Origin of the sequence: Undibacterium sp. YM2 (genome assembly GCF_009937975.1) — a bacterium.
In the GTDB taxonomy this organism is placed as follows: Bacteria; Pseudomonadota; Gammaproteobacteria; order Burkholderiales; family Burkholderiaceae_D; genus Undibacterium.
The window spans coordinates 5,628,600-5,650,167 of the sequence record NZ_AP018441.1; the positions used below are offsets into that span (position 1 = coordinate 5,628,600).

General features: G+C 52.8%; 17 protein-coding genes. 10 read left to right on the top strand and 7 right to left on the bottom strand.

All coding sequences use genetic code 11. From position 1 onward, the window contains the following. Window positions 1-20 precede the first annotated feature (20 nt). The gene (locus UNDYM_RS25885; protein ID WP_162043711.1) at window positions 21-584 is read left to right on the top strand and encodes a YceI family protein; all 564 of its coding nucleotides are present in this window, start codon (window positions 21-23) and stop codon (window positions 582-584) included. A 5-nt stretch (window positions 585-589) separates the two neighbouring features. Here the strand turns inward: UNDYM_RS25885 and UNDYM_RS25890 are convergent, their stop codons facing one another. Both UNDYM_RS25890 and UNDYM_RS25895 read right to left on the bottom strand, forming a co-directional pair. After that, the gene (locus UNDYM_RS25890) at window positions 590-1,441 is read right to left on the bottom strand and encodes a DMT family transporter (protein WP_162043712.1); all 852 of its coding nucleotides are present in this window, start codon (window positions 1,439-1,441) and stop codon (window positions 590-592) included. 11 nt (window positions 1,442-1,452) lie between these two features. Then, on the bottom strand, window positions 1,453-2,910 hold the full coding sequence (locus UNDYM_RS25895; RefSeq protein WP_162043713.1) for a hypothetical protein: 1,458 nt from the start codon (window positions 2,908-2,910) through the stop codon (window positions 1,453-1,455). 236 nt (window positions 2,911-3,146) lie between these two features. Here UNDYM_RS25895 and UNDYM_RS25900 point away from each other — a divergent pair, with 236 nt between their 5' ends. Beyond that, window positions 3,147-3,623, top strand: a complete 477-nt coding sequence (locus tag UNDYM_RS25900) for a GNAT family N-acetyltransferase (RefSeq protein ID WP_162043714.1) — start codon at window positions 3,147-3,149, stop codon at window positions 3,621-3,623. 6 nt (window positions 3,624-3,629) lie between these two features. On the opposite strand, the gene UNDYM_RS25905 is transcribed toward UNDYM_RS25900, so the two are convergent. Then, a complete protein-coding gene (locus UNDYM_RS25905; RefSeq protein ID WP_162043715.1) occupies window positions 3,630-5,345 on the bottom strand; it encodes an alkaline phosphatase in 1,716 nt (571 codons plus the stop codon). Window positions 5,346-5,536: 191 nt separating this feature from the next. On the opposite strand from UNDYM_RS25905, the gene UNDYM_RS25910 reads away from it, so the two are divergent. Next, complete coding sequence (locus tag UNDYM_RS25910; protein ID WP_162043716.1) at window positions 5,537-6,148, top strand: glutathione S-transferase family protein; 612 nt, start codon at window positions 5,537-5,539, stop codon at window positions 6,146-6,148. Between the two features lie 255 nt (window positions 6,149-6,403). Continuing rightward, on the top strand, window positions 6,404-7,747 hold the full coding sequence (locus UNDYM_RS25915; protein WP_162043717.1) for a reverse transcriptase family protein: 1,344 nt from the start codon (window positions 6,404-6,406) through the stop codon (window positions 7,745-7,747). Window positions 7,748-7,754: 7 nt separating this feature from the next. Here UNDYM_RS25915 and UNDYM_RS25920 read toward each other — a convergent pair whose 3' ends face one another. Further along, the gene (locus UNDYM_RS25920) at window positions 7,755-8,126 is read right to left on the bottom strand and encodes a DUF423 domain-containing protein (protein ID WP_162043718.1); all 372 of its coding nucleotides are present in this window, start codon (window positions 8,124-8,126) and stop codon (window positions 7,755-7,757) included. Window positions 8,127-8,263: 137 nt separating this feature from the next. On the opposite strand from UNDYM_RS25920, the gene UNDYM_RS25925 reads away from it, so the two are divergent. Together UNDYM_RS25925 and UNDYM_RS25930 are read left to right on the top strand one after the other, a co-directional pair. Then, window positions 8,264-8,722, top strand: a complete 459-nt coding sequence (locus UNDYM_RS25925; protein WP_162043719.1) for a MarR family winged helix-turn-helix transcriptional regulator — start codon at window positions 8,264-8,266, stop codon at window positions 8,720-8,722. Next, window positions 8,719-9,213, top strand: a complete 495-nt coding sequence (locus UNDYM_RS25930; protein WP_162043720.1) for an SRPBCC family protein — start codon at window positions 8,719-8,721, stop codon at window positions 9,211-9,213. The genes UNDYM_RS25925 and UNDYM_RS25930 overlap by 4 nt, the downstream gene beginning before the upstream one ends. 73 nt (window positions 9,214-9,286) lie before the next feature. Here the strand turns inward: UNDYM_RS25930 and UNDYM_RS25935 are convergent, their stop codons facing one another. Then, window positions 9,287-12,871 (bottom strand): indolepyruvate ferredoxin oxidoreductase family protein, encoded by a 3,585-nt coding sequence (locus tag UNDYM_RS25935; protein ID WP_162043721.1) that lies wholly within the window; start codon window positions 12,869-12,871, stop codon window positions 9,287-9,289. A gap of 391 nt (window positions 12,872-13,262) precedes the next feature. On the opposite strand from UNDYM_RS25935, the gene UNDYM_RS25940 reads away from it, so the two are divergent. Genes UNDYM_RS25940 through xerC form a run of 4 tightly spaced genes read left to right on the top strand, consistent with a single transcriptional unit; the run spans window position 13,263 to window position 18,096 of the window. Then, window positions 13,263-15,593, top strand: a complete 2,331-nt coding sequence (locus tag UNDYM_RS25940; protein WP_162043722.1) for a methyl-accepting chemotaxis protein — start codon at window positions 13,263-13,265, stop codon at window positions 15,591-15,593. Window positions 15,594-15,639: 46 nt separating this feature from the next. Continuing rightward, complete coding sequence (dapF, locus tag UNDYM_RS25945; protein ID WP_162043723.1) at window positions 15,640-16,500, top strand: diaminopimelate epimerase; 861 nt, start codon at window positions 15,640-15,642, stop codon at window positions 16,498-16,500. Further along, a complete protein-coding gene (locus UNDYM_RS25950; RefSeq protein WP_162043724.1) occupies window positions 16,500-17,159 on the top strand; it encodes a DUF484 family protein in 660 nt (219 codons plus the stop codon). The genes dapF and UNDYM_RS25950 overlap by 1 nt, the downstream gene beginning before the upstream one ends. Window positions 17,160-17,166: 7 nt before the next feature. Continuing rightward, complete coding sequence (gene xerC / locus UNDYM_RS25955) at window positions 17,167-18,096, top strand: tyrosine recombinase XerC (RefSeq protein WP_162043725.1); 930 nt, start codon at window positions 17,167-17,169, stop codon at window positions 18,094-18,096. Window positions 18,097-18,108: 12 nt separating this feature from the next. On the opposite strand, the gene UNDYM_RS25960 is transcribed toward xerC, so the two are convergent. Next, on the bottom strand, window positions 18,109-19,170 hold the full coding sequence (locus UNDYM_RS25960) for an OmpA family protein (protein ID WP_162043726.1): 1,062 nt from the start codon (window positions 19,168-19,170) through the stop codon (window positions 18,109-18,111). Window positions 19,171-19,346: 176 nt separating this feature from the next. Continuing rightward, window positions 19,347-21,323 (bottom strand): PhoX family phosphatase, encoded by a 1,977-nt coding sequence (locus tag UNDYM_RS25965; protein WP_162043727.1) that lies wholly within the window; start codon window positions 21,321-21,323, stop codon window positions 19,347-19,349. Window positions 21,324-21,568 lie beyond the last annotated feature (245 nt).

The window sequence follows — 21,568 nt, forward strand, 5'->3', positions numbered from 1 at the left end:
CCTTTTTTCTGGGAACCGCCATGTTCAGAAAATGCCTGCTGCTGATATTGTGCTGTACTGGCATGAGCGGATATGCCGCAGACAAATACATCGTTGATCAGGAACACACATACAGCAATTTTGAATACAAGCACTGGGGCCTGTCCCTGCAGCGCGGCCGTTTCGACAGAAATAGCGGTAGCATAGAACTGGACATGGAGAACAAGACCGGTAGCCTGCAGATTGCCATAGAGGCAGACTCCATCAATACTGGTTCAGATACATTCAATAATATCCTGCGTTCAACCAGTTTTTTCAATGCAGAGAAATACCCAAAAATCTTTTTTCAGTCGAACAAGCTGGTCTTTAATGAAGACAAACTGGTGCAGGTGGAGGGTGACCTGACCATCAAGGATGTCACCCGCAAGGTAACGGTAGATATCACCCAGTTTGATTGCCGCTTCATGATCATCTACCTCAAGCGTGCCTGCGGCGCGAACGGTTACACCAAAATACTGCGCAGCGATTATGGTGTAGGCCGCTACGTCCCCTTTGTCAGTGATGAAGTGACTTTGTCATTCAGTGTTGAGGCGATCAAAGAGTAGGTCTGTCAGGTATAGCGGATGACGATGGCACCCGCTACCGCCAGCAAAATAGCCGTCAACCGCCTGGCTGAGATTTTTTCATGCAAAACCCAGGCCGCAATCGCGGTGGCAAACAGTATCGAGGTTTCACGCAGGGCAGCAATGGCGGCCACAGGTGCCAGGGTCATGGCCCACAATGCCAGCCCGTATGAAGCGACTGAAGCAGTGCCACCTGCCACACCAAGAAAATATTTACCTCTGATGTATGCAAAAAATGCCTGCCTGTCCCTGAGCAGGACAATAGCCAGCAAGACCAATGCAGTCAGCAAAAAAATCCACATGGTATAGGCAGCGGGCGCACCAGACTTGCGCACACCTATGCCATCAACAACGGTATATCCGGCAATGAAACAGGCATTCAGCAAGGCAAAACCACGGCTTGCCAATGCCTGGGATTTGTCCCCATTGCTGGTCTGGCCAGACAGACTTAAGCCCAGTATGCCCAGCACCAGCATGCCCAAGCCCAGCCAGCGCAAGGTGGGTACAGCTTCACCGATCACACTGGCACTGACCAGGGCCACCAGCAAAGGTGCAGTGCCACGCATCATAGGGTAGGCCTGGCTCATGTCGCCATGCCGGTAGGCGGCAGCCAGCAAATAAAAATACGCCACTTGCAAGACCACCGAAGCCAGCATGAATGTCCAGCTTTCAAATGCGGGTTGCCGCACAAAGGGCAGGACTGCTGCACAAACCAGACCGGCGCCAGAGGTCACCAATACTGTATTAAAGTATTTGTTTGTGCCAATTTTTATTGCCGCATTCCATGCTGCATGCAAAAAAGCAGCAAATAGGACCACCAGCACCACAAAACCAGACATGCAACTCCAGCTCAAATCATGGGAATGACATATATTTTGCCACCATCAGGATTGCCTGTGTCTTTTTCATGTCCGGCAAACTGCAATTGCCGTTTGCTGGCATCCCATATCATCGCTGAACCATCATGGGGGTTGCGGTAAGCCTGGTGCGCATTCGCTACAAACCGGGAAATATCAGCTTCAGGAATTTTTTTCTCAAGTATCTCCAGTTGCAGCGCCACCAGCCGCATATAGCCTACCGTATCTATACTCTTTTCCAGGTAAGGGGTGTAAAAGCCTGGTATGCCTGCCTGCACCAGCATTTTCCCTGTCGGGTTATAGACATAATGGTGGAATGAGAATATGCCCGACCCCAGACGGTGCGTCTCCAATTCTGCCAGTTGTTTTTTCATGGCAGCCATATCGGGGGTCTGCTGTTTTGCGGTATTGATGAGTATGTCCCAATACTGCGCCAAAAGATTATTGGTCGCATTCGGCTGATAGCTGTATTTGAGCGAGGAGTGCACAGGCCAGCTTACGTCCCCGGCATCGGCCACTTGTGCGGATTGATTACTATCACGCAAATCCAGGTTAAAGTGCATGCCCGCCAGCGCTTCGTGTGCAAATGCTGCCGACAGGCTGCGCTCTGCATCAGACATGGGGCTGGCCAGTTGCTTCATGCGTTCAGGATATTGTGCAAGCAGTGCAGGGTACAGTGTCGCCAGTTCACTCACGGTGCGCACCTGTTTGCGCAAGCCTGTCATCGCTACCATTTTGGAATACATCAGATAGCTGTTCTTCAACACCAGTCTGGCATAGCGTTGATTATTTTCCAGCACTTGCAATCCAGTTTCCAGCTTGCCGTCAGCAATATCAAACACGGCCTGGGCTGTTTGCATTTCCATGGCTTTCAACAATAAACCGTACAAGGGAAAATCAGCATTGATGCTTGGCAGCAGACGCTCTTCAAAGCCGCCCATAGTTTGCATCTGCTCATAGCGCTGTAGCAGCAAATGATTGTTCTTCATTTGTTCTGACAGCTCGCCCCTGTGTGCCAGAGTATCCTGCACACAGTTGACGGCACGCTGACAATTTCTTTGATCCCAGCTGAATTTTATGCCTTGTTGCGGCGTGGTATTTTGTAAGGACTGGTAAGTCGCGCGGTTTTTCAGGTACAGGGCACGCTCGGCATTCGTCTTCTCTACACCGGCCTTGAACACATCTGTGTCTGCAGGTGCATCCATCATTTTCAGGATATAAAAACCATTCTGCGCATCCGGTAATTGCACTGTTCTTTCCTGCAATAAAACCTGGGCCTGATCTGTGAGGGTTTCATCTTTCCAGTTAATAACGAGGAATAAACCTGTCAGCACGAGCACGATAAGCAGCAACAAGAGCAAGGCCCTGATGCTCCAGCGACCCAACATTTTCAGTTTATTGCCATGAACAGGATGAACAGGTCCGGTGTTACCAGCTAGTAAGTTTGGCATAGATGATTTTTCAATTGGTTAATCTGGATTTCATCATGAGTGAGTAGCAACAACTGAGATTTGCCATTGCTACCCGCAGCGCTTGTGAGCCGCGTATGGATTATCAATATCCGGCCATGTACAGTCCACGGTTAAATTGCCATAAAAATACCGCTTTATTTGCAAAATTGACATGCATTGCGGCGGCGTGAGGAGCAGGCTATGCTGGCAATTCACTGTATCCACTTATTCTGAACATGTCTCTGCGCTTACGTCCTGCACAAATGATTGACTATGCCGTCATCGCGACCTGGATAGGGGATAGTAAGGCTTGCGCCCGCTGGGCCGGGCCAATGCTGGCATTTCCCTTCGAGACCGCCAGCTTGCCAGCGCTGCTGGCCAAACCGGATTCACACAGTCTGGTCCTCGTGGATAATGCAGAGCTTGTCCTCGGTTTTGCACAATTCTGGAAGCGGGATGCGCAGCGGGCGCACCTGGGCCGTATCATCGTTGATCCGGCAACACGCGGTTTGGGATATGGCGCCGTCTTGTGCGGACAATTGATGCAGCAGGCCCTTGTGACGACTGGCCTGCCTGTGCTGAGCCTGCGGGTCTATCGCGATAACCCGGGCGCACTGCATCTGTATCAGCGCCTGGGATTTATGACAGTGGAGGCTGATTCAGATGAAGAAGTACTGGCGATGGAATACCGGGGCGACCGCCCCGGTACCTGATTCACATCAGCCAAAGTAGCTGAAAGCATCCACACTGGTGGTATAGCTGGAACTGGTGACGGTACTGACATACACATATTCACCCTTGGCCTGCGCCGGTGTCACCGTAATGAGCATATAGCCGCGACGGTAGGTGTCGATATAAGTGATGTCATCGACCAGTGCCTTGATAGTACCTGCAAGTGTCGCGGGCGGCACCACTGCTGGCGGAAACACACTCTCAAAACCACCTGAAGTCACCGACATGCCAGCGAATTCTGCGCCAACCAGTGTGCCATCTGTCAGTGTCAGTTTGTTGAACCAGGCATTATGACTGTCACCTGACAGGACCAGGAATTTCTTGCCCGCAGTTTTCTGTTTTGCAGCCATGCTGAAGACCCTGTCGCGGGCATTCGGATAACCTTCCCAGTTATCGAAGTTATAGGATATCTTGGGGTTCTTCAAAGGATCAAGCAAGTCTTTTTGTGCCTGGGTCTGCGCCGCTACCTGGGTGGCCTTGGCCGTCAGGTAAGCTGTCACTGAGTCAGCACTGAGATTCGTCATCAATACGGATGCAGGCAATTGCACGCGGCCCATGACGGTCTGGTTACCCAGTACCTGCCAGGTGGCTTTGGACGATGTCATTTGCGTATCCAGCCAGGCTTCCTGGGTAGCGCCGAGCAATTGCTTGTTCTTGTTGAAGGCATAAGGCAGGAACTTGGGATCTTCTACATCGCGGCCCTGGGCATCGAGCATGCGGTCTGGTGCCTGCTCACGGCCTATCATGCGGGTATCAAGCATGTGCAGCGACAACAGATTACCAAAATCAAACGAGCGGTAAATCTTCAGCAGATTGCTGGTGTCTGGCGAGCGTATAGGCATCCATTCATGATAGACCTGACTGGCCGCTGCCTTGCGTGCAGCCCATGTACCCTGGGTCGCAGGATTGTGATTTTCTGCACTATCCATCCAGGCATTATTGGCAAACTCATGATCATCCCAGATGGCGATCATGGGCATGCGTGCATGCAGGGCTTTGAGGTAAGGATCGGCCTTGTGCAGGGCATGGCGGGCGCGGTAATCGGCAACGGTGACAATCTCACTCGCTGGAGCAGAAATACGGCCTGCAACTTGTGCCGTGGCTGGTGGGAAAACACCATCCTTGTATTCATAAATGTAGTCCCCCAGGTGCAGGGCAAACTGCGCACCAGATGACACGGCACTGTCATAGGCATTGAAATAACCGGCAGGATAGTCACTGCAAGAGAACACCGCCAGCTTGACCTGATCGACATTGCCAACCGGCAGGGTACGGGTGCGGCCTACCGGCGAGATGCTGTTATTCGGTGCGACAAAGCGATAGTAATATTCAGTATTCGCAGCCAGGCCGCTGGCATCAACCTTGGCAGTAAAACCGGTGGCAGAACTTGCTGTCACCCGGCCAGAAAACAGTACGCTGGCAAAACTCGCATCTGCCGCCATCTGCCAGGCCAGGTCAACACTGGCATCGGTCGATATTTTTGCGTGTGTCCACAAGATGACGCGGTCGGCCAGCGGGTCGCCACTGGCCACGCCATAATTAAAGGCTGCCATCTCGCCATTCAATACCGTCGATGAACCACCGCAGGCTGTCAACACACCGCCCGATGCCATGACGGCAGCGACGGAAGACATCTTGATGACAAAGCTGCGCCTGCCTGTGTTTTTGGGTAATTGCAGGTCTTTTTTCTGATCGTTTTGCATCTGGCTACTCCCCTGGAAAATGGAAGATAGTAGGGTGGCCTTGTGTCAGGGATATGACGCAGACGACGATTCCTTGAAGAAAGTCTAGAGCGTACACTCTAGCGAATTAAACAATGCCGGCGCAGGCTTTGTAAAAACTGGGCATAATGGGTTTTCCCGATTTTCTAATTTCCCCACACCATGAGGCTGCCATGATAGAAGTCCACCACTTAAAAGAATCACGCTCACGCCGCATTACCTGGTTGCTCGAAGAACTGGGGCTGGATTACACCGTCATCTCTTACGACCGTGATCCCAAGACACGTCTGGCACCGCCGGAACTGCAAAAGATACACCCGCTGGGCAAGGCACCTGTCGTACGCGACAAGGATCAGACCCTGATCGAATCCGGTGCCATCATCGACTACCTGATACGCACTTATGGCAATGGCCACCTGGCCCCTGCCGTCGGCGCTTCTGACTACAACCGCTACGTGCAGTTCCTGCACTATGCCGAGGGTTCAGCGATGTTGCCGCTACTGTTGAAGTTGTATGTGAGCCGCCTCGGTGAAGCTGGTGCCCCCTTGCACCCACGTATCAACGGCGAAATCGCCAACCATTTCGGCTACCTGAATGCTGAACTCGAAGGCCGTGATTATTTCGTCGGCGACAGCCTGACGGGCGCAGACATACAACTGTCTTTCGCTGTACAGTCAGCCGTGCGCGGTGCTGGCCGTGAAGCCTTCCCCAACCTGACCGGCTTTGTCGATATGGTAGCGGCTCGTCCTGCCTATCAAAAAGCAGTAGAGAAATATAGCGAGTAATAGCTATGACTTGGCAAGCGAGGATTGACAGGCAAGCTTGCTTACTCTATCTTCGCATTGCGGCGGACCCTGCAAGCTGGCGCTCAGACGCAAGTCCATAGTGCCTCTGCGGGGTTACCCCGCGGGATAAATTTACCTGGTATTTCATCGCGTGAGCCTGCCTGCATTCCATGCAGGACAGCTCACACTACACGAGACTGGTTGCAGGCTCTCCGCCGCCCCGCTGCCGACGATCATACGCTACTGCCTTCACTCATGGACATTCCCAAACAGGTCGCTTTAGCCATAGCAGACGCCTTACTGGCAGGTGAATGCAGCCATATCGCCTTGATGAAAAACATGAGCTGGGTATTGGGCAGGAAATGGCCGTGGATACCATCGCTGTGTCAAAAAATTGAACAGCATGCTGGCCCGCATTTTTATCATTACAGCCGCCATGAAATGGCAGCCTTGATACTGGACGACCATGGCTACTCCAGTGCCTGGCGCGACGGGGAAAAACCGCAAATCAAACAGTATTGCCTGCTGCCAGCGATCGCCCCAGAAAAACCGGCATGGCTGCAAGCCCTGGTCTTGCCTGAATTTAATAACTCCGCTGATCTGGCCAGACACCTGAACCTGACTGTCAATGAACTGGCCTGGTTTGCTGATCAATGGCGACAGGATGCGCAGGCAGCACCACAACTCGGACACTATCATTACCGCTGGCTGGAAAAAGCAAGCGGCGGCTGGCGCTTGCTGGAAATACCCAAGTCGCGCCTGCGCCATATACAAAGAAAAATCCTGCAACAGATATTGAACAAGGTGCCGCCACATGCGGCAGCGCAGGCATTTCAACATGGCCGCTCGAGCATCAGCCATGCGACACAACACACGGGGAAACGTGTCGTGGTCAGGCTGGATGTGAAGGATTTTTTTACGAGCATCCCAGGTTCACGCCTGCATGCCCTGTTCACCAAACTGGGCTATCCAGAAAAAGTGGCGGGTACGCTGGCACGCCTGTGCTGCAACCGCACACCCACTGCTATCGTCAAAGACAAAACCCGCTGCCCATTTGCTCAAGTCAGCTCTGCTCATCTATTGCGCAGTCCACATCTGCCACAAGGTGCACCGACCTCCCCTGCCCTCGCCAATCTCTGTGCCTACCGTCTTGACATGCGCCTGCAAGCTTTGGCGGATAGCATGCAGGCCAGTTATAGTCGCTATGCAGATGACCTGACATTTTCTGGTGATGAAGAATTTGAGCAATGCCTGCAACGCTTCATCCCGCAAGTGGCGACCATCGTACTGGAAGAAGGTTTTGTATTGAATTACAAAAAGACCCGCATCATGCGGGCCTCAACCAGACAGCAAGTCACCGGCATCGTCGTCAACAACCACTGCAATATCAAACGCAGCGATTTTGATACCCTGAAAGCTACACTGACTAACTGCCTGCGCCACAATCCAGCGTCACAAAACCGTGAAGGCCATGCCGATTTTCGCGCTCATCTGGCAGGCAAGCTGGCCTATATGCGCATGATCAATCCGGCGCGCACGGCGAAACTGCAAGCCCTGTTTGAACAGATCAACTGGTCAGACACGCCAGTGATGACTTGACTTTGGCTTAGCGACGGATTGCCGCCCAGGCAAGCATCGCCCATCCTGCCAGGAATGCCACCCCACCTATGGGTGTAACCGCCCCCAGTATGCGTATGCCAGTTAGTGCCAGCGCATACAGGCTACCACTGAAAATGATGACTCCTGCCAGCATGGCCCAGGCCGCCTTGCGCAACAGGGTATTATCCTGTTGCTGCAACATGATGCCCAGCGCCAGCATGCCCAGGCCATGCACCATCTGGTAAGTCACTGCCGTTTGCCAGATAGCCAGCATATCGGCACTCAGCATTTGCTTCAAACCATGGGCACCGAAGGCACCGGCAGCAACGCCTGTGAACATGAGGATGGCAGAAATGGCGATGAGGGAACGTGCCTGCATGATGTGCGTCCAGAGAATTCAGTAATGCACAATTGTAAGTCAAGATGAAATATGCTGATGCCAGCGCACTTTTTACACTTGAAATGGTTCGTTTTGACGAACCTGCATTTTGTTAACTAGACTGGGACTTGTTGACCATGGACAAAGCCGAATTCATCTATCGCATACAGTCAGCGTATCCGCGCATCTACCACGCCTGCCACGCAGACCACCAGCCAACACCGGCCAGCGGAGTGGCGATATCGCAGCGGGATGCAACGATACTGGCGCATTTGAATTCGACGGAAGCCATGACCCAGGCGCAACTGGCCAGGCATCTGGGGATCACCAAGTCAACCATGTCAGAAGCGGTTAAATACCTGATGGCTCAGGGCTTGCTGGAAATGGAGGTCGCAACAGACAGGCGTGCCCATCTGTTGCGGCTGACAGAAAAAGGCAAAGACGTAATGAGTAAAAGTTCAGTGCTGGAAACAGACAAACTGGCTGCCGTATTGGCTGAAATGACGGCAAAAGAAATGGAACAGGCGATTGCCGGGCTGGAATTGCTGGCGCAAGCCTGTTTCAGATTAACGACAAAGAGAGAGGATACCGGATGAAGTTTGCAATGATTGCTATCAGCGTCATCGTCGTGATCGGACTGATCGTATTCACCATGGGCATGCTGGCACCTAAAGACCACAAGCTGAGACTGAGTCGGGATTACCCGATTCCTGTCACCAGCCTGTATCAACTGGTACGTGATTACGAAGCCTACCCAGGCTGGCGCACGGGTATCAAATCCATGCAAAAAGATGGGGAGCTGCGCTACATAGAAGAATCAGGTCACGGCAAAATCCCTTACCGGATTATTGAAGACACAAGCAATCAGTTGATTATATCGAAGATCGATGACCCGAGCTTGCCGTTTTCCGGCACCTGGACATTTGAGTTTAGCGACAAGAATGGCCATAGCCAGTTGCGCATCACTGAAGCTGGCAGTGTGCCCAATCCCTTGATGCGCTTCTTTGCCACCTATGTGTTTTCGCATGAGAAAACCATGCAGACTTATCTGGACGATGTAGAAAGAAAATTCAAACAAAAAACCTGATCATTGCTGCAAATAAAACGGGCCGCCCGAAGGAGACCCGTTTTATCTTCATGCAAATTTAAATCAACCTACATCAGGCAGCTTTTTGCGCTGACTGTGCCGTATTGAATTCAGCAATCAGCGTTGCCTCTTTGGCCTTGGCAGCTTTGAAATGCCTTTCCTTGACATGACCATAACCGCGTATGTCTTCAGGGATGCTGGCGATTGCTACTGCCTTGGACAAATTATCGGCATTCAGCAAAGGCAGCAATTTGTTCAGGGTTTGTTTGTACTCGACTGGCAAAGCGCGTTCCATCTTGCGTTCATCGGTGTAACCGAAGATATCAAATGTGCCGCCACGCAGGGACTTGAACTTGGCCAGTACGCCAAAAGCTTTCATCATCCACGGGCCAAACTGCTGCTTGATCAAATGGCCCTTGTCATCACGCTTGGCCAACAGTGGCGGCGCGAGGTGGAAGTTGATGGCGTAGTCGCCTTCAAACATGTCGGCAATTTTCTTTTGGAATTTGCCGTCAGTGTACAGACGCGCGACTTCATATTCGTCTTTGTAAGCCATCAGTTTGAACAGATATTTTGCTACCGCTTCTGTCAGGCGCAAAGGCTTGTTGCCATCGACGATTTTGCTTTCTGCGGCTTTGACTTGCGCAACAAACTCTCTGTACTGGCTGGCGTAAGCGGCGTCCTGATAATCAGTCAGGAAAGCCACGCGCTTGTTGATGGTGTCATCCAGTGTAGGTGCGCGTTTCAGTTCTATGACTTGTGCTGGTGTCACCAGACGCTGTACGGCTGCCAGGTCATGCGCAGCCAGACGGCCCCAGTTGAATGCCTGTTTGTTGAAGTCGATAGATACGCCATTGAGTTCAATCGCACGCATCAGGGCGACTTCTTCCAGCGGTACCCAGCCTTTTTGCCAGGAATAACCAAGGATGAACATATTCGTCGCAATATTGTCACCCATCAGCGCAGTAGCAATTGACGCGGCATCGATCAGATCGACACGGTCGGCACCGCAGGCTTTGCGGATATCGCCTTCGGCTGATTCAGCCGGGAATTGCCAGTTAGGATTCTTGATGAAGGTCGAAGTTGGCGAACCATTGGCATTGATGGCGGCGTGGGTACGGCCCTCCCCCATGCGTGACAAGGCATCCTTGCCAGCCGTCACGATCAGGTCACAGCCTATGACCAGATCAGCCATGCCTGTGCCTACGCGTGTCGATTGTATGTCGTCCGCATGGTCAGCCAGACGCACGTGTGACATCACCGCGCCGCCTTTTTGCGCCAGGCCTGTCATGTCCAGCACGGAACAGGCTTTGCCCTGCAAATGCGCCGCCATGGCCATGATCTGGCCGATGGTGATAACGCCAGTACCACCGACACCGGTAACCAGTACACCGAAAGGTGTCTTGGTATCAGGCAGGGCTGGATAAGGCAGTGTATTCACATCGAGTGCATTACCTGGTTCAATTTTTGTTTTTGCCGGTTTCTTCAGTTTGCCACCTTCGACGGTGACAAAGCTGGGGCAGAAACCTGTGACGCAGGAAAAGTCCTTGTTGCAGGAAGACTGGTTGATCTGGCGCTTGCGACCGAATTCGGTTTCCAGCGGCTCGACTGACAGGCAGTTGGATTGCACCGAGCAATCGCCACAACCTTCACAAACGGCTTCATTGATGACTGCACGTTTGGCAGGGTCAGGGAAGCCAGGTTTGCCATCCTTGTCTATCTTTTTCCTGCGGCGGCGTTTTTCAGACGCGCAGGTCTGATCATAGATCATCGCAGATACACCCTTGGCCACGCGCAGTTCGCGCTGTACGGCATCGAGTTCGCTGCGGTGGCGCACGGTCACACCAGCAGCCCATGGATAATTCGCGCCATATTTTTCTGGCTCATCAGTGACGACGATGATGGGGCTGACGCCTTCCGCCGCGATCTGGCGCGAGATCATGCCAGGGTCCAGTGGGCCATCGAATTCCTGGCCACCTGTCATGGCAACGGCATCATTGAACAATATCTTGTAAGTGATATTGACTTCACCGGATACCGCAGCACGTATCGCCAGCAAACCCGAGTGATAGTAAGTACCATCACCCAGATTACAGAACACATGATTCTCAGTCGTGAATGGTGCCTGACCTACCCAGGTCACGCCTTCAGCGCCCATGTGGGTGAAGGTGGAGGTTTCGCGGTCCATCCAGGTCACCATGTAATGGCAACCGATACCGGCCAGAGCACGGCTGCCCTCAGGTACTTTGGTGGAGGTGTTATGCGGGCAGCCGGAACAGAAATGCGGCACGCGGTCTTTGTTGGGATCAGGCTTGGAAACGGTATTGAGCATCGCCTCCTTGGCTTCCAGATAAGCCACGCGTTCTTTCACGCGTTGCTCTACCGGGTGACCGGCGAAGTAGCGGCTGATACGCGAGGCAATCGCACGGGCGATTTGCGCCGGGCTCAGTTCATAAGTCGCGGGCAGCAGCCATTCACCATGGCCAGAACCATGCAGGTTGCTCCACTCGCCACTGTCATCGAACTTGCCAACCACGCGTGGGCGGACTTTGTCTTCCCAGTTGTACAGCTCTTCTTTCAAAGCGTATTCAAGGATCTGGCGTTTTTCTTCAACCACCAGGATTTCTTCGAGGCCGGTAGCGAATTCGCGTACGCCTTCAGATTCCAGCGGCCAAGTCAGGCCTATCTTGTACAGGCGTATGCCTATGTCCTTGGCAACCTGTTCATCGATGCCCAGGTCGGCCAGTGCCTGACGGGTGTCGAGGTAGGATTTACCGGCAGTGATGATGCCTATCCTGGCATGTGGACTGTCCCAGATGATTTTATTGAGCTTGTTGGCACGCGCATAGGCCAGCGCCGCATACCATTTGTAGTTATTCATGCGGATTTCTTGCGCCAGCACCGGGTCTGGTGTGCGTATGTTCACGCCATCGGCGGGCAAGACAAAATCCTCAGGAATAATCGGTTTTACGCGGTCAGGGTCGATATCGACGACAGCACCAGATTCGACGATGTCAGTCACGCATTTCATCGATACCCACAGGCCGGTGTAACGCGACATGGCGATGCCGTGCAGGCCATAGTCCAGATACTCTTGCACGGTGGATGGATACAAGACCGGAATACCACAGGCTTTGAGGATATGTTCACTCTGATGCGCTGCTGTGGAAGACTTGGCAGCATGGTCATCACCGGCCACGACCAGTACACCACCGTGTTTTGAAGTACCTGCCAGATTCGCATGCTTGAACACGTCACCACAACGGTCCACACCCGGGCCCTTGCCATACCACATGGCAAACACACCATCATATTTAGCGCCAGGGAACATATTCACCTGTTGCGTACCCCAGACTGTCGTGGCCGCTAGGTCTTCATTCACGCCCGGGTGAAATTTGACGTGGTGTTTGGCCAGATGTTTTTTTGCCTTGGCGGCAGTCAAATCGACATTGCCCAAAGGTGAACCGCGATAACCGCTAATATAGCCGCCAGTATTGAGGCCAGCTTTTTCATCGGCCTGACGCTGCAACATCATCAGACGTATCAGGGCCTGGGTGCCAGTCATGAAGGCGCGACCGCGCTCCAGCGTGAATTTATCGTCCAGGGAAATATTGTTGTCGATCAGCGCCTGCTGCTCGGCTTTGAGGGGTGCATTCATGGGGTCTCCGTGCTTTTTTATCGTTTGGCAATGGTGTGCGCAACAAAACAGAATCACCTTGTGAGTGAATCATATACTTATTAGTGTAGCTTGGTATTGTAATGGGTATGCGATCTCAAGCTACCATGATACGGGTCGCACATTAACATGCTGTATTGCCAGTCCCAATGGACAGTACCTCACAAAAAGACCAGTACAGTATGACTGACACTTTCCAAAAGTGTACTGGCCGGTCTGGATACAATCAAAATTTTGCTTTTTATGCATTTGATTTCTATCGTATCAATGACTGGAATCTGGGAGAATAGGTTTTATTAAAAGCAGCCACAAGATAGACGGGGACTGCGCCGCAGGAGCGGTTTTGCGTCAGACCACAAAGGCAAGGAAAATCATGTCCGGGAACAAAGCAACACTGATAGATAAGATCATGTATCCCTGCACAGTCTTGATGAGCAAACTCAGTTTGCGCACCAAGTTGCTGGGTATATTTATTATTTTGCTACTACCTTTGTTGTTTTTTGCCAGCCTTTCCCTGAACCAGATACGAATTGATGCCATCAATGCCCACAGCGGCCTGGCCGGTGTGGAGGCAAATGGCCTGGTCATGAACGTAGTCATCCAGACCCAAAAGCACCGTGGCCAGGTCAATCTCAAGCTTGCCGGAGATAAGCTGGATGATGATCTGGCAAAAACCCGGACTGAGCTGAAAAACAGCCTGGCCCAGCTCGACCAGTTCTTGCTTAATCATGCAGACCTGGGCCTGCAAGGTCCATGGAAAGCCAGTGCCGATGAACTGCAGCAACTGGCTGCGGGCCAGACTGCCGCCAATGTCAAAGACAGTGTCGCCCAGCACAGCCGCCTGATCAGGCAAAGCCTGCAATTCTCTGCCCTGCTCAGTGAAAAAACTGGCTTGCTGACGGATACCCAGAGCGCTAACTTTCTTTTGCTGGATATCTCCCTGCGCAAGTTGCCTGTATGGATAGAGCATGTGGCGCTGTTGCGCGGCCTGGGTGCCAGTTATATCAAGACAGGGACTATGGAGTTCCCGGAAAAAGCGGGCGTAATCTCTCGCCTTGATGCCTTGCAGGCAGCAATGAATGGAGTGACCGATCTCGATGAGGCAATGAAACGGGCGGGTGTCGATGTCAGCACTGCAGAACAGGCAGCTATCGAAGCAGCCCAGTCCTTTGCCGCACTCGCCAGGAAAAACCTGCTGGCAGAAAGCATCAGTGGTGATGCCAGTGCCTATTTTGCCCAAGGCACGCAAGCCATAGAGAAAACCCTGGCATTACAAACCCAGATGCAGGCCAAACTGGCAGGCATATTAAGAGACCGCAGCAGCCAGATGGACTTGTATCAGAACCTGGTCAGCCTGGGCACGGGGGTAATCGTCATCCTCAGTTGCTATCTGGCGCTGGGGTTTTACCGTGGCTTCATGTCTGCCCTGAACCAGGTCGGGCGCTCTGCCCATGCAGTAGCCGCTGGTGACCTGACCAATCATATACGTATCACCGGCAAGGATGAACTGGCAAAAACCGGTAACTTGCTCGATAGCATGAATGGCAACTTGTCCAGACTGGTGGCGAATGTGCGCAGCAATGCCAGCATGGTGGCGCAACTCGGTGAGGGCCTGGCGACCAATATCAATGACCTGACCGTCAGGACTGAGCAACAGGCATCGAGCCTGGAAGAAACATCGGCCAGCGTCGATGACCTCGCCGATACCGTCAAAAAGAATGCCGACAGCGCCAGGGCGGTCGATAACCTGGCAGCAAATCTGCGCCTGATCACAGAATCGACAGGTGACGACATGCGCGCCGCCGTCGATTCCATGAATGGCATACACCAGAGCGCCCGCAAGGTGCAGGAAATTGTCAGCCTTATCGATGGCATTTCTTTCCAGACCGATATCCTGGCCCTGAATGCGGCGGTGGAAGCCTCGCGCGCGGGTGAGCATGGCCGTGGTTTTGCCGTTGTTGCCAGCGAAGTGCGCAGTCTCGCACAACGCAGTGCCGACTCTGCGCGTCAGATCAGGCGCCTGATTGATGATTCTGTGCAAAGGGTGGATCAGGGTGTGAACCAGATCAGCAATGTCAACCAGACCCTGAGCGAGATAGTCACCGGCATCCGTGACCTGGCAAATAACATCAATGCCATCTCTGTAGCATCAAGCGAGCAAAGCAATGGCCTGTCACAAATCTCAGAAGCCTTGCGCCATCTGGATGATATTACACAAAGCAATGCGCAGATGGCGGAGCAGGCCAAACATGCTTCCATCAGTCTGGAAGAGAGAGCGCAGGCACTCACCAGGTCCGTCTCTGCCTTCAAACTGCTGCAAGGGACGGCAGATGAAGCTTATGCCCTGGTCAAAAAAGCTGTACCTCTTTACCATTCCAGGGGCAGACCTGCCCTGCAAATCATCACAGCCGATGCTGAAAAGCAGTATGCAGACCGCGACATGTATGTGTTTGCCTTTGACCGTAATGGTCAATATCTGGCTTTTGCAGGTAATGCCGCCAAACTCAAGGTCAACCTGTTTCATGTCGATGGCCTGGATGGCCGCAAGCTTGTCAGTGATGCATTTTCCCTCCCCGCAACTGGCGGCTGGGTCAGTTACACCATTGTCAATCCCGTCTCCAAAAAGACGGAAGCAAAGATCTCTTATATAGAGGCAGTAGAGGATAATCTGGTGCTTGGCTGTGGCGTGTATCAGGTTGAGTAATGCATGGAATGCCATGACCTGTGCTGTCTGAGGCTATAATCGCAGCATGAAACTCAAATTCACCAAAATGCATGGCGCCGGTAATGATTTTGTCGTTATCGATGCGATTAACCAGCACATCAATTTCACTCCTGCCCAGTGGCGGCTGATTGCTGACCGCCGCTTTGGCATAGGAGCAGACCAGATCCTGGTGGTAGAACGACCAGAAAGCCAGGACGTCGATTTTCGCTACCGTATCTATAACGCCGATGGTGGCGAGGTCGAACAATGTGGCAATGGCTCGCGCGCTTTTGTGCAGTTTGTCATCGAAAAAGGCCTGACCGACAAATCGACCATACGTGTGCAGACCATGTCCGGCATCATAGAGCCGCGCATGGGGGCAGATGGCAAAATCACGGTCAATATGGGCGCCCCCATACTGGAAGCAGCGCAGGTGCCATTCAATGCCGAAGGTCTGGAGTCCAGGCCTGAAGGACATGACAGCTTGTGGCCACTGGACATCAATGGCAAACAGGTCTGGATCTCTGCCGTTTCCATGGGTAATCCGCATGCAGTGCAGGTGGTAGCCTCGGTCGATGACTTCCCGGTCGCTGTCGATGGCCCGCTGATAGAGCACCATCCCCGCTTCCCACGCCGCGTCAATGCTGGCTTCATGGAGGTTGTGGATCGCCAGCACATACGCCTGCGCGTGTTTGAACGCGGTGCCGGAGAAACCCTGGCTTGTGGTACCGGTGCCTGTGCCGCTGCTGTAGCTGGCCTGCGCCGGGGCTTGCTGGATAGCCCGGTACGTGTCAGCATGCGCGGTGGTGAACTTTCCATCGCCTGGGAGGGTGAAGGCCAGCCAGTATTCCTCAGCGGTCCGGCAGTGACCGTCTTTGAAGGCGAAATTAATTTAACAGAAACATAATGAATTCCACTGATATCGCCACCTACCTGATACAGCATCCGCATTTTTTTGAAGAACATGCAGAATTGCTGGGTTCCATCAAACTGACCAGCCCTGTCATGGGTCGCGCCATTTCCTTGCAGGAAAGGCAAATGGAAGTCGTACGCGAAAAATATCGCAGTCTGGAATTGCGCATGGCAGATTTGCTGCGCATCGCCGAAGAAAACCATGACATCAGCCAAAAGTTCCAGAGCTGGACGCGCGCTCTGCTGCTGGCCCGCAATGACGTCGATTTACCCCATGTACTGACCCAGGGTTTGCAGGATATTTTCGACCTGCCGCATGCCACCCTGCGCCTGTGGGGTGTGGCTGAGGATTTTGCCCATACCTGGTTTGCCAGCACCACCAGCGATGATGCACAGTTGTTTGCCAAGGGCCTGACCACGCCTTATTGTGGCAAGAACCATGATTTTGAAGCTGCTGGCTGGATAGAGACAGACCAGCCGGTTGAGTCACTGGCCATGCTGCCCCTGCGTTTGTCTGGCAATGGCCCGACTTTTGGTTTGCTGGTACTGGGCTCACCCGACCCCAACCGCTATACCAAGGACATGGCAACGGATTTCCTTAGCAAGATTGCCGACACCAGCAGCGCTGCGCTGAGCTGCCTGGTGGATATCTAAGCATGACATGAATACGCAAGACGATTATCTGAGTCTTTATCTGGAAGTCTTGCGTAGTCAAAGACAATTATCGCAACACACGCTGGACAGTTACCTGCTGGATTTACGCGAGCTTATCAAACTCGCTGACCAGGCCGGGAAAACCGACCTGGCCAGCCTGACTACCCATCATATACGCCGCTTCGCTGCCCAAATGCATGCGGGTGGGCAAAACGCCCGCAGCATTGCACGCAAACTGTCGAGCTGGCGCGGCTTTTACCGCTGGCTGACAGAAGAACGCGATCTGGCCGCCAACCCGGTTGAAGGCGTGCGCGCTCCCAAGAAAAGCAAACCTCTGCCCAAAGCCCTGGGGGCAGATGATGCGGTGCGCCTGGTGGCCCACAAGGGCGGTGACCAGCCTACCGCACGCGCCAACCGTGCGATGTTCGAACTCTTGTATTCCAGTGGTTTACGGGTATCTGAGCTGGCCAGCCTGGATGTCGCGGCTGTCACAGAATCAGGCTATAGCTCGGCGGGCTGGGTAGATATGCAGGAAGCCGAAGTCCGCGTCACCGGCAAAGGCGGCAAGCAACGCATAGTCCCGGTAGGCAAACCCGCGCTGGATGCATTGCATGACTGGCTGGCGATACGCGCAAGCCTGGTCAAGGCTGACCCGCACCCGCTGTTTTTAACAGAACGCGGCACCCGCATTTCCACTCGCCTGATACAACTGCGCCTGAAAGCACATGCGCAAAGCCTGGATATCCCGGCGAATGTGCATCCACACATGTTGCGGCACTCATTTGCCTCACATGTCTTGCAATCTTCCGGTGATTTGCGCGCCGTCCAGGAAATGCTGGGCCACAGCTCTATCGCAGCAACCCAGGTGTATACTTCTCTGGATTTCCAGCATCTGGCCAAGGTCTACGACCAGACGCATCCACGTGCCAAGAAATAAGCGGTAATTAGCTTAACGTAACACCATTTCTACACGCCTGTTTTTGGCACGGCCAGCATCTGCAGCATTGGAAGCACGCGGTGCCAGTGGGCCTACGCCTTTGGCAATCAGACGCGCATCGGCAATGCCATAGCCTTTGAGAGCATCGACCACCGCCTGAGCGCGCTTGCCTGACAGCGTCATATTGTAGTCAAGCACACCCTGGGTGTCGGTATGGCCGACGATATACACGGCAGCGCTATTGGCTTTCAGGTATTTAGCCATCTCATCAAGCTGGAGTTTGGATTCTGGTTTGATGACGGCTTTGTCGGTATCAAAATACAGGCCATAGAAACTGACTGCACCATTTGCGGCCAGTTCCTTGCTGATGGCGTCGGCATCAACGGTGACTATATTCTGTTCCATGGCTTTTGGTTCCAGCACTTCTACCAGCACAGTAACCCTGTCATTGAGGCTTTCACTCAGGTCCCCCATGCTGCCACCAGAATTGAGTGCAGCATACACCCCTACATAAGTCGTCGCTGCACCAGTTCCCTTTTGCAGCAGTGCATAACGGATGTCCTTGGCGCCATCGAAAACGCCCTGAACATAGCGATTCCGATTTACATCATAACCCTCGCCCTGCACATGGGTACGTTTCTCATTCCAGTTGTATTTCAGGCTCTTGAAGGATGGGCCGCAGCTATCGTTATCACATTGGAATATGGGTTTGAAGCCTTTGCTGCTGAGGCTATCACTAAAATTACGGAACACTTCCAGCGAAGACCGTCCTTTGGGAGAAACATAGACAGTACGCGTCAGCGCACCCTCAGCTTTTTGTACCTTGGAAAATTTCTTGTTGCTGCTGTAATCTGGCTCCGTCGCCGGGCCAGCCGCAAAGGCAATCTCATCATAGGCTTTTTGCGTCTGCAGCAAAATACTGGAGCCCTGGTAACGGCCAGTCAGGGGATGGTCCTTGGCATTCGGTGCATCCTTCGTCAAGACTTTTTCATAGGCAGGATTGACGGCTGCCAACACCATGGAACTGGCAAACAGGGAAAGGACCAGCAGGGATGACTTCAGCGCATTGTGCATGATATTCCAGGCTCCTGAGAAATGACATTTTCAACAATAGCTTGTTAATGTAGCACAGGATTTTTCTGGAAAGTGGGTAGTGATACCTGCCAGCAAACTTAGTTACAAATTCAGCGCCAGGAAAAGAAAAAGCAGCGAATCCGCTGCTTTTCCTGATTCAACAACAAGACTCTTTTTTATGCTTTAGCCAGCTTGACACTGCTGACATCCGCTGTCAGGTAACCGACTGCAGAAGCGAAACGGTCTTTGTAGTTGGCGCGTACCAGTGGGTCCAGCGTCGGTTTGACGATGGAATGGATCGCCAGCCAGTCACCTGCGTGCTGGAAGTTGCTTGTGATATAAGTCCAGCCATTCAGGTCATCGACAACTGACAAACCAGTTGCTTCAGCGCCCGAAGGCATGGAGGCAACACGTGACAACTTCTTGGTATCGACGTTATAAGCCCAAAGGAAGTTATTCACGTGGTAGCTGCTGTCTTCACCGATAAACAAAGTACGCAGTTTTTCTGAGAACTTCAGATTGTCAGGTGCACCGATCTTGTCTGGATTAGCCAGGTTACCCAAGGCATCGGCAGCGATATCCTCACCGATCAGCAGGGTCTTGGTCACGGTTGGTACCCATTCACTATTGATGGCAGTGCCAGCCGTATCTTTCTGACCGCCAGCCAGGGTGTGCGCCAATACTGCACCGGCATTTACGGCTTTTTCCAGTGTCACGCCAAACGCTTCATTCCAGGCGGCATTGCCACGTACCATGGAGCTTTGCATGTTTTGCAAAGCTGAGTAAGCGATCTTGTCCTTGGCATTGACTGTCGTGCCTTCAAGCTTGGTCAGGGCCATGCTGCCACCCATGTAAGCTGCGTAGCGGTGGGTTTCCAGGAAGGCTGCTGCTTTTTCCATGCCTGGTTTGATCTTGATCCACTGCACTTTGCCACTGTAGTAAATCTTGGTGAAGCTCGCATCTTTAGGATCGGCTGTTGCCACTTCCATGATGTCGGCAGGCTTCAGGGTGTTGGCCATGGCTTCGATTTCTGCACTGGTGGCAGAGCCGAGCTTGATCCAGGTCAGAGCAGCACCAGCAGCAGCTGGGTCGATAGAGAAACCGGCACCGATTTTGGCAACATACAGGGAACCGGAAGACAGGTCTTTTTCTTTGTCGGCCACGAAAATGAAGATGGCACCGTTAGTCGCATCATCACCCATCAGTGCAGTACGGTTGTCAGGCATGACTTGTACCAGTTCATGCGACAGGCGGCCCATGCAGTAATGTTTTTTCGCTGTGCCAGTACCGTCAGGATTGACAGTGATTTCTGGCATGTGACCATAGTGGTAAGGATTAGCCTTATTCTCGTCACCAAACAAGTTCGCGCTATAGGCCTTGAACTGGGTATTGGTGGAAATCGTGAATGCGTCCGGCTCATATTCTTCACTCGACAGATGAGTGCCCCATGGGGACAAGCTCGCACCGCAAGTGATCCACAGGCCGTTGACCTTGGACATATCGACATTGTGATATTTCACAAGGGACAGTTTGCCGGTAGCCTGGTCTTGATCCAGTGTCAGTACGGCGATAGGGGAAGGCAGTTTGCCGTACATGTCGGTCGTACCATCTTGTGCCCAGGTGGTGTATTCAAACTGCACGACAGCGAATACTGCCTTGCCCTTGATACCTGTGACTGTCGGGTTTGCTACTGACAGCAGCGATGTACCATCAGGAGAGTCAGAGAAGAACTGGCGTTCTTTGCCTGGCACTGTTTTGTCGATGATAGGTTTGTTATTGATATCGTAGTAGCCGCCCGCCAGGATAGTGCCGCCGCTGCCATTTGGCACCAGGTCGCCAGTCAGGAAGAAAGGCTGGTAAGCCAGTTTGAAAGTTTGCGAACTGTTGTCGCTGAAATTGACGCTCAGTGTCGAACCCACAGTCGTGGTCGCCATTGCTGCTGCGTTTGCCAGAGATGGTGCTGGCATCGCAGTAAATTCTGCACCAACAAAATTCGCTGCGACTGGCGTTACCGTCGCAGGAGTTGCTGCTGTCGAGCTACCGCCACATGCACTCAGCAATGAGGCCGTGGAAAATGCGCCCAGCGGCAGCAAAGGAGCGCCAGCGAGGAATTTAAGTGCCTGACGGCGACCGGCTTGAGGTTGATCTGACATGATTCGAATTCCAAAAGTTGATTGCGACAAAATGAGCCAACCGGAGACTACTGGTCACCAATTGCGCGCCTGAATTTGCGATTAAAACCTTGCTATGGGTATGGGCAAGTTCGGGCAGGAGTATAAGAAGTGAATATGACAGGCAAGTGAAACGCGGGATTTTTTCTTTACAACACTTGCGCCAGGCACCCAAATCGCTTGCTACTCCTGGCCGGAAAATTCTTTGCACAAATCCCGCGCTGCTC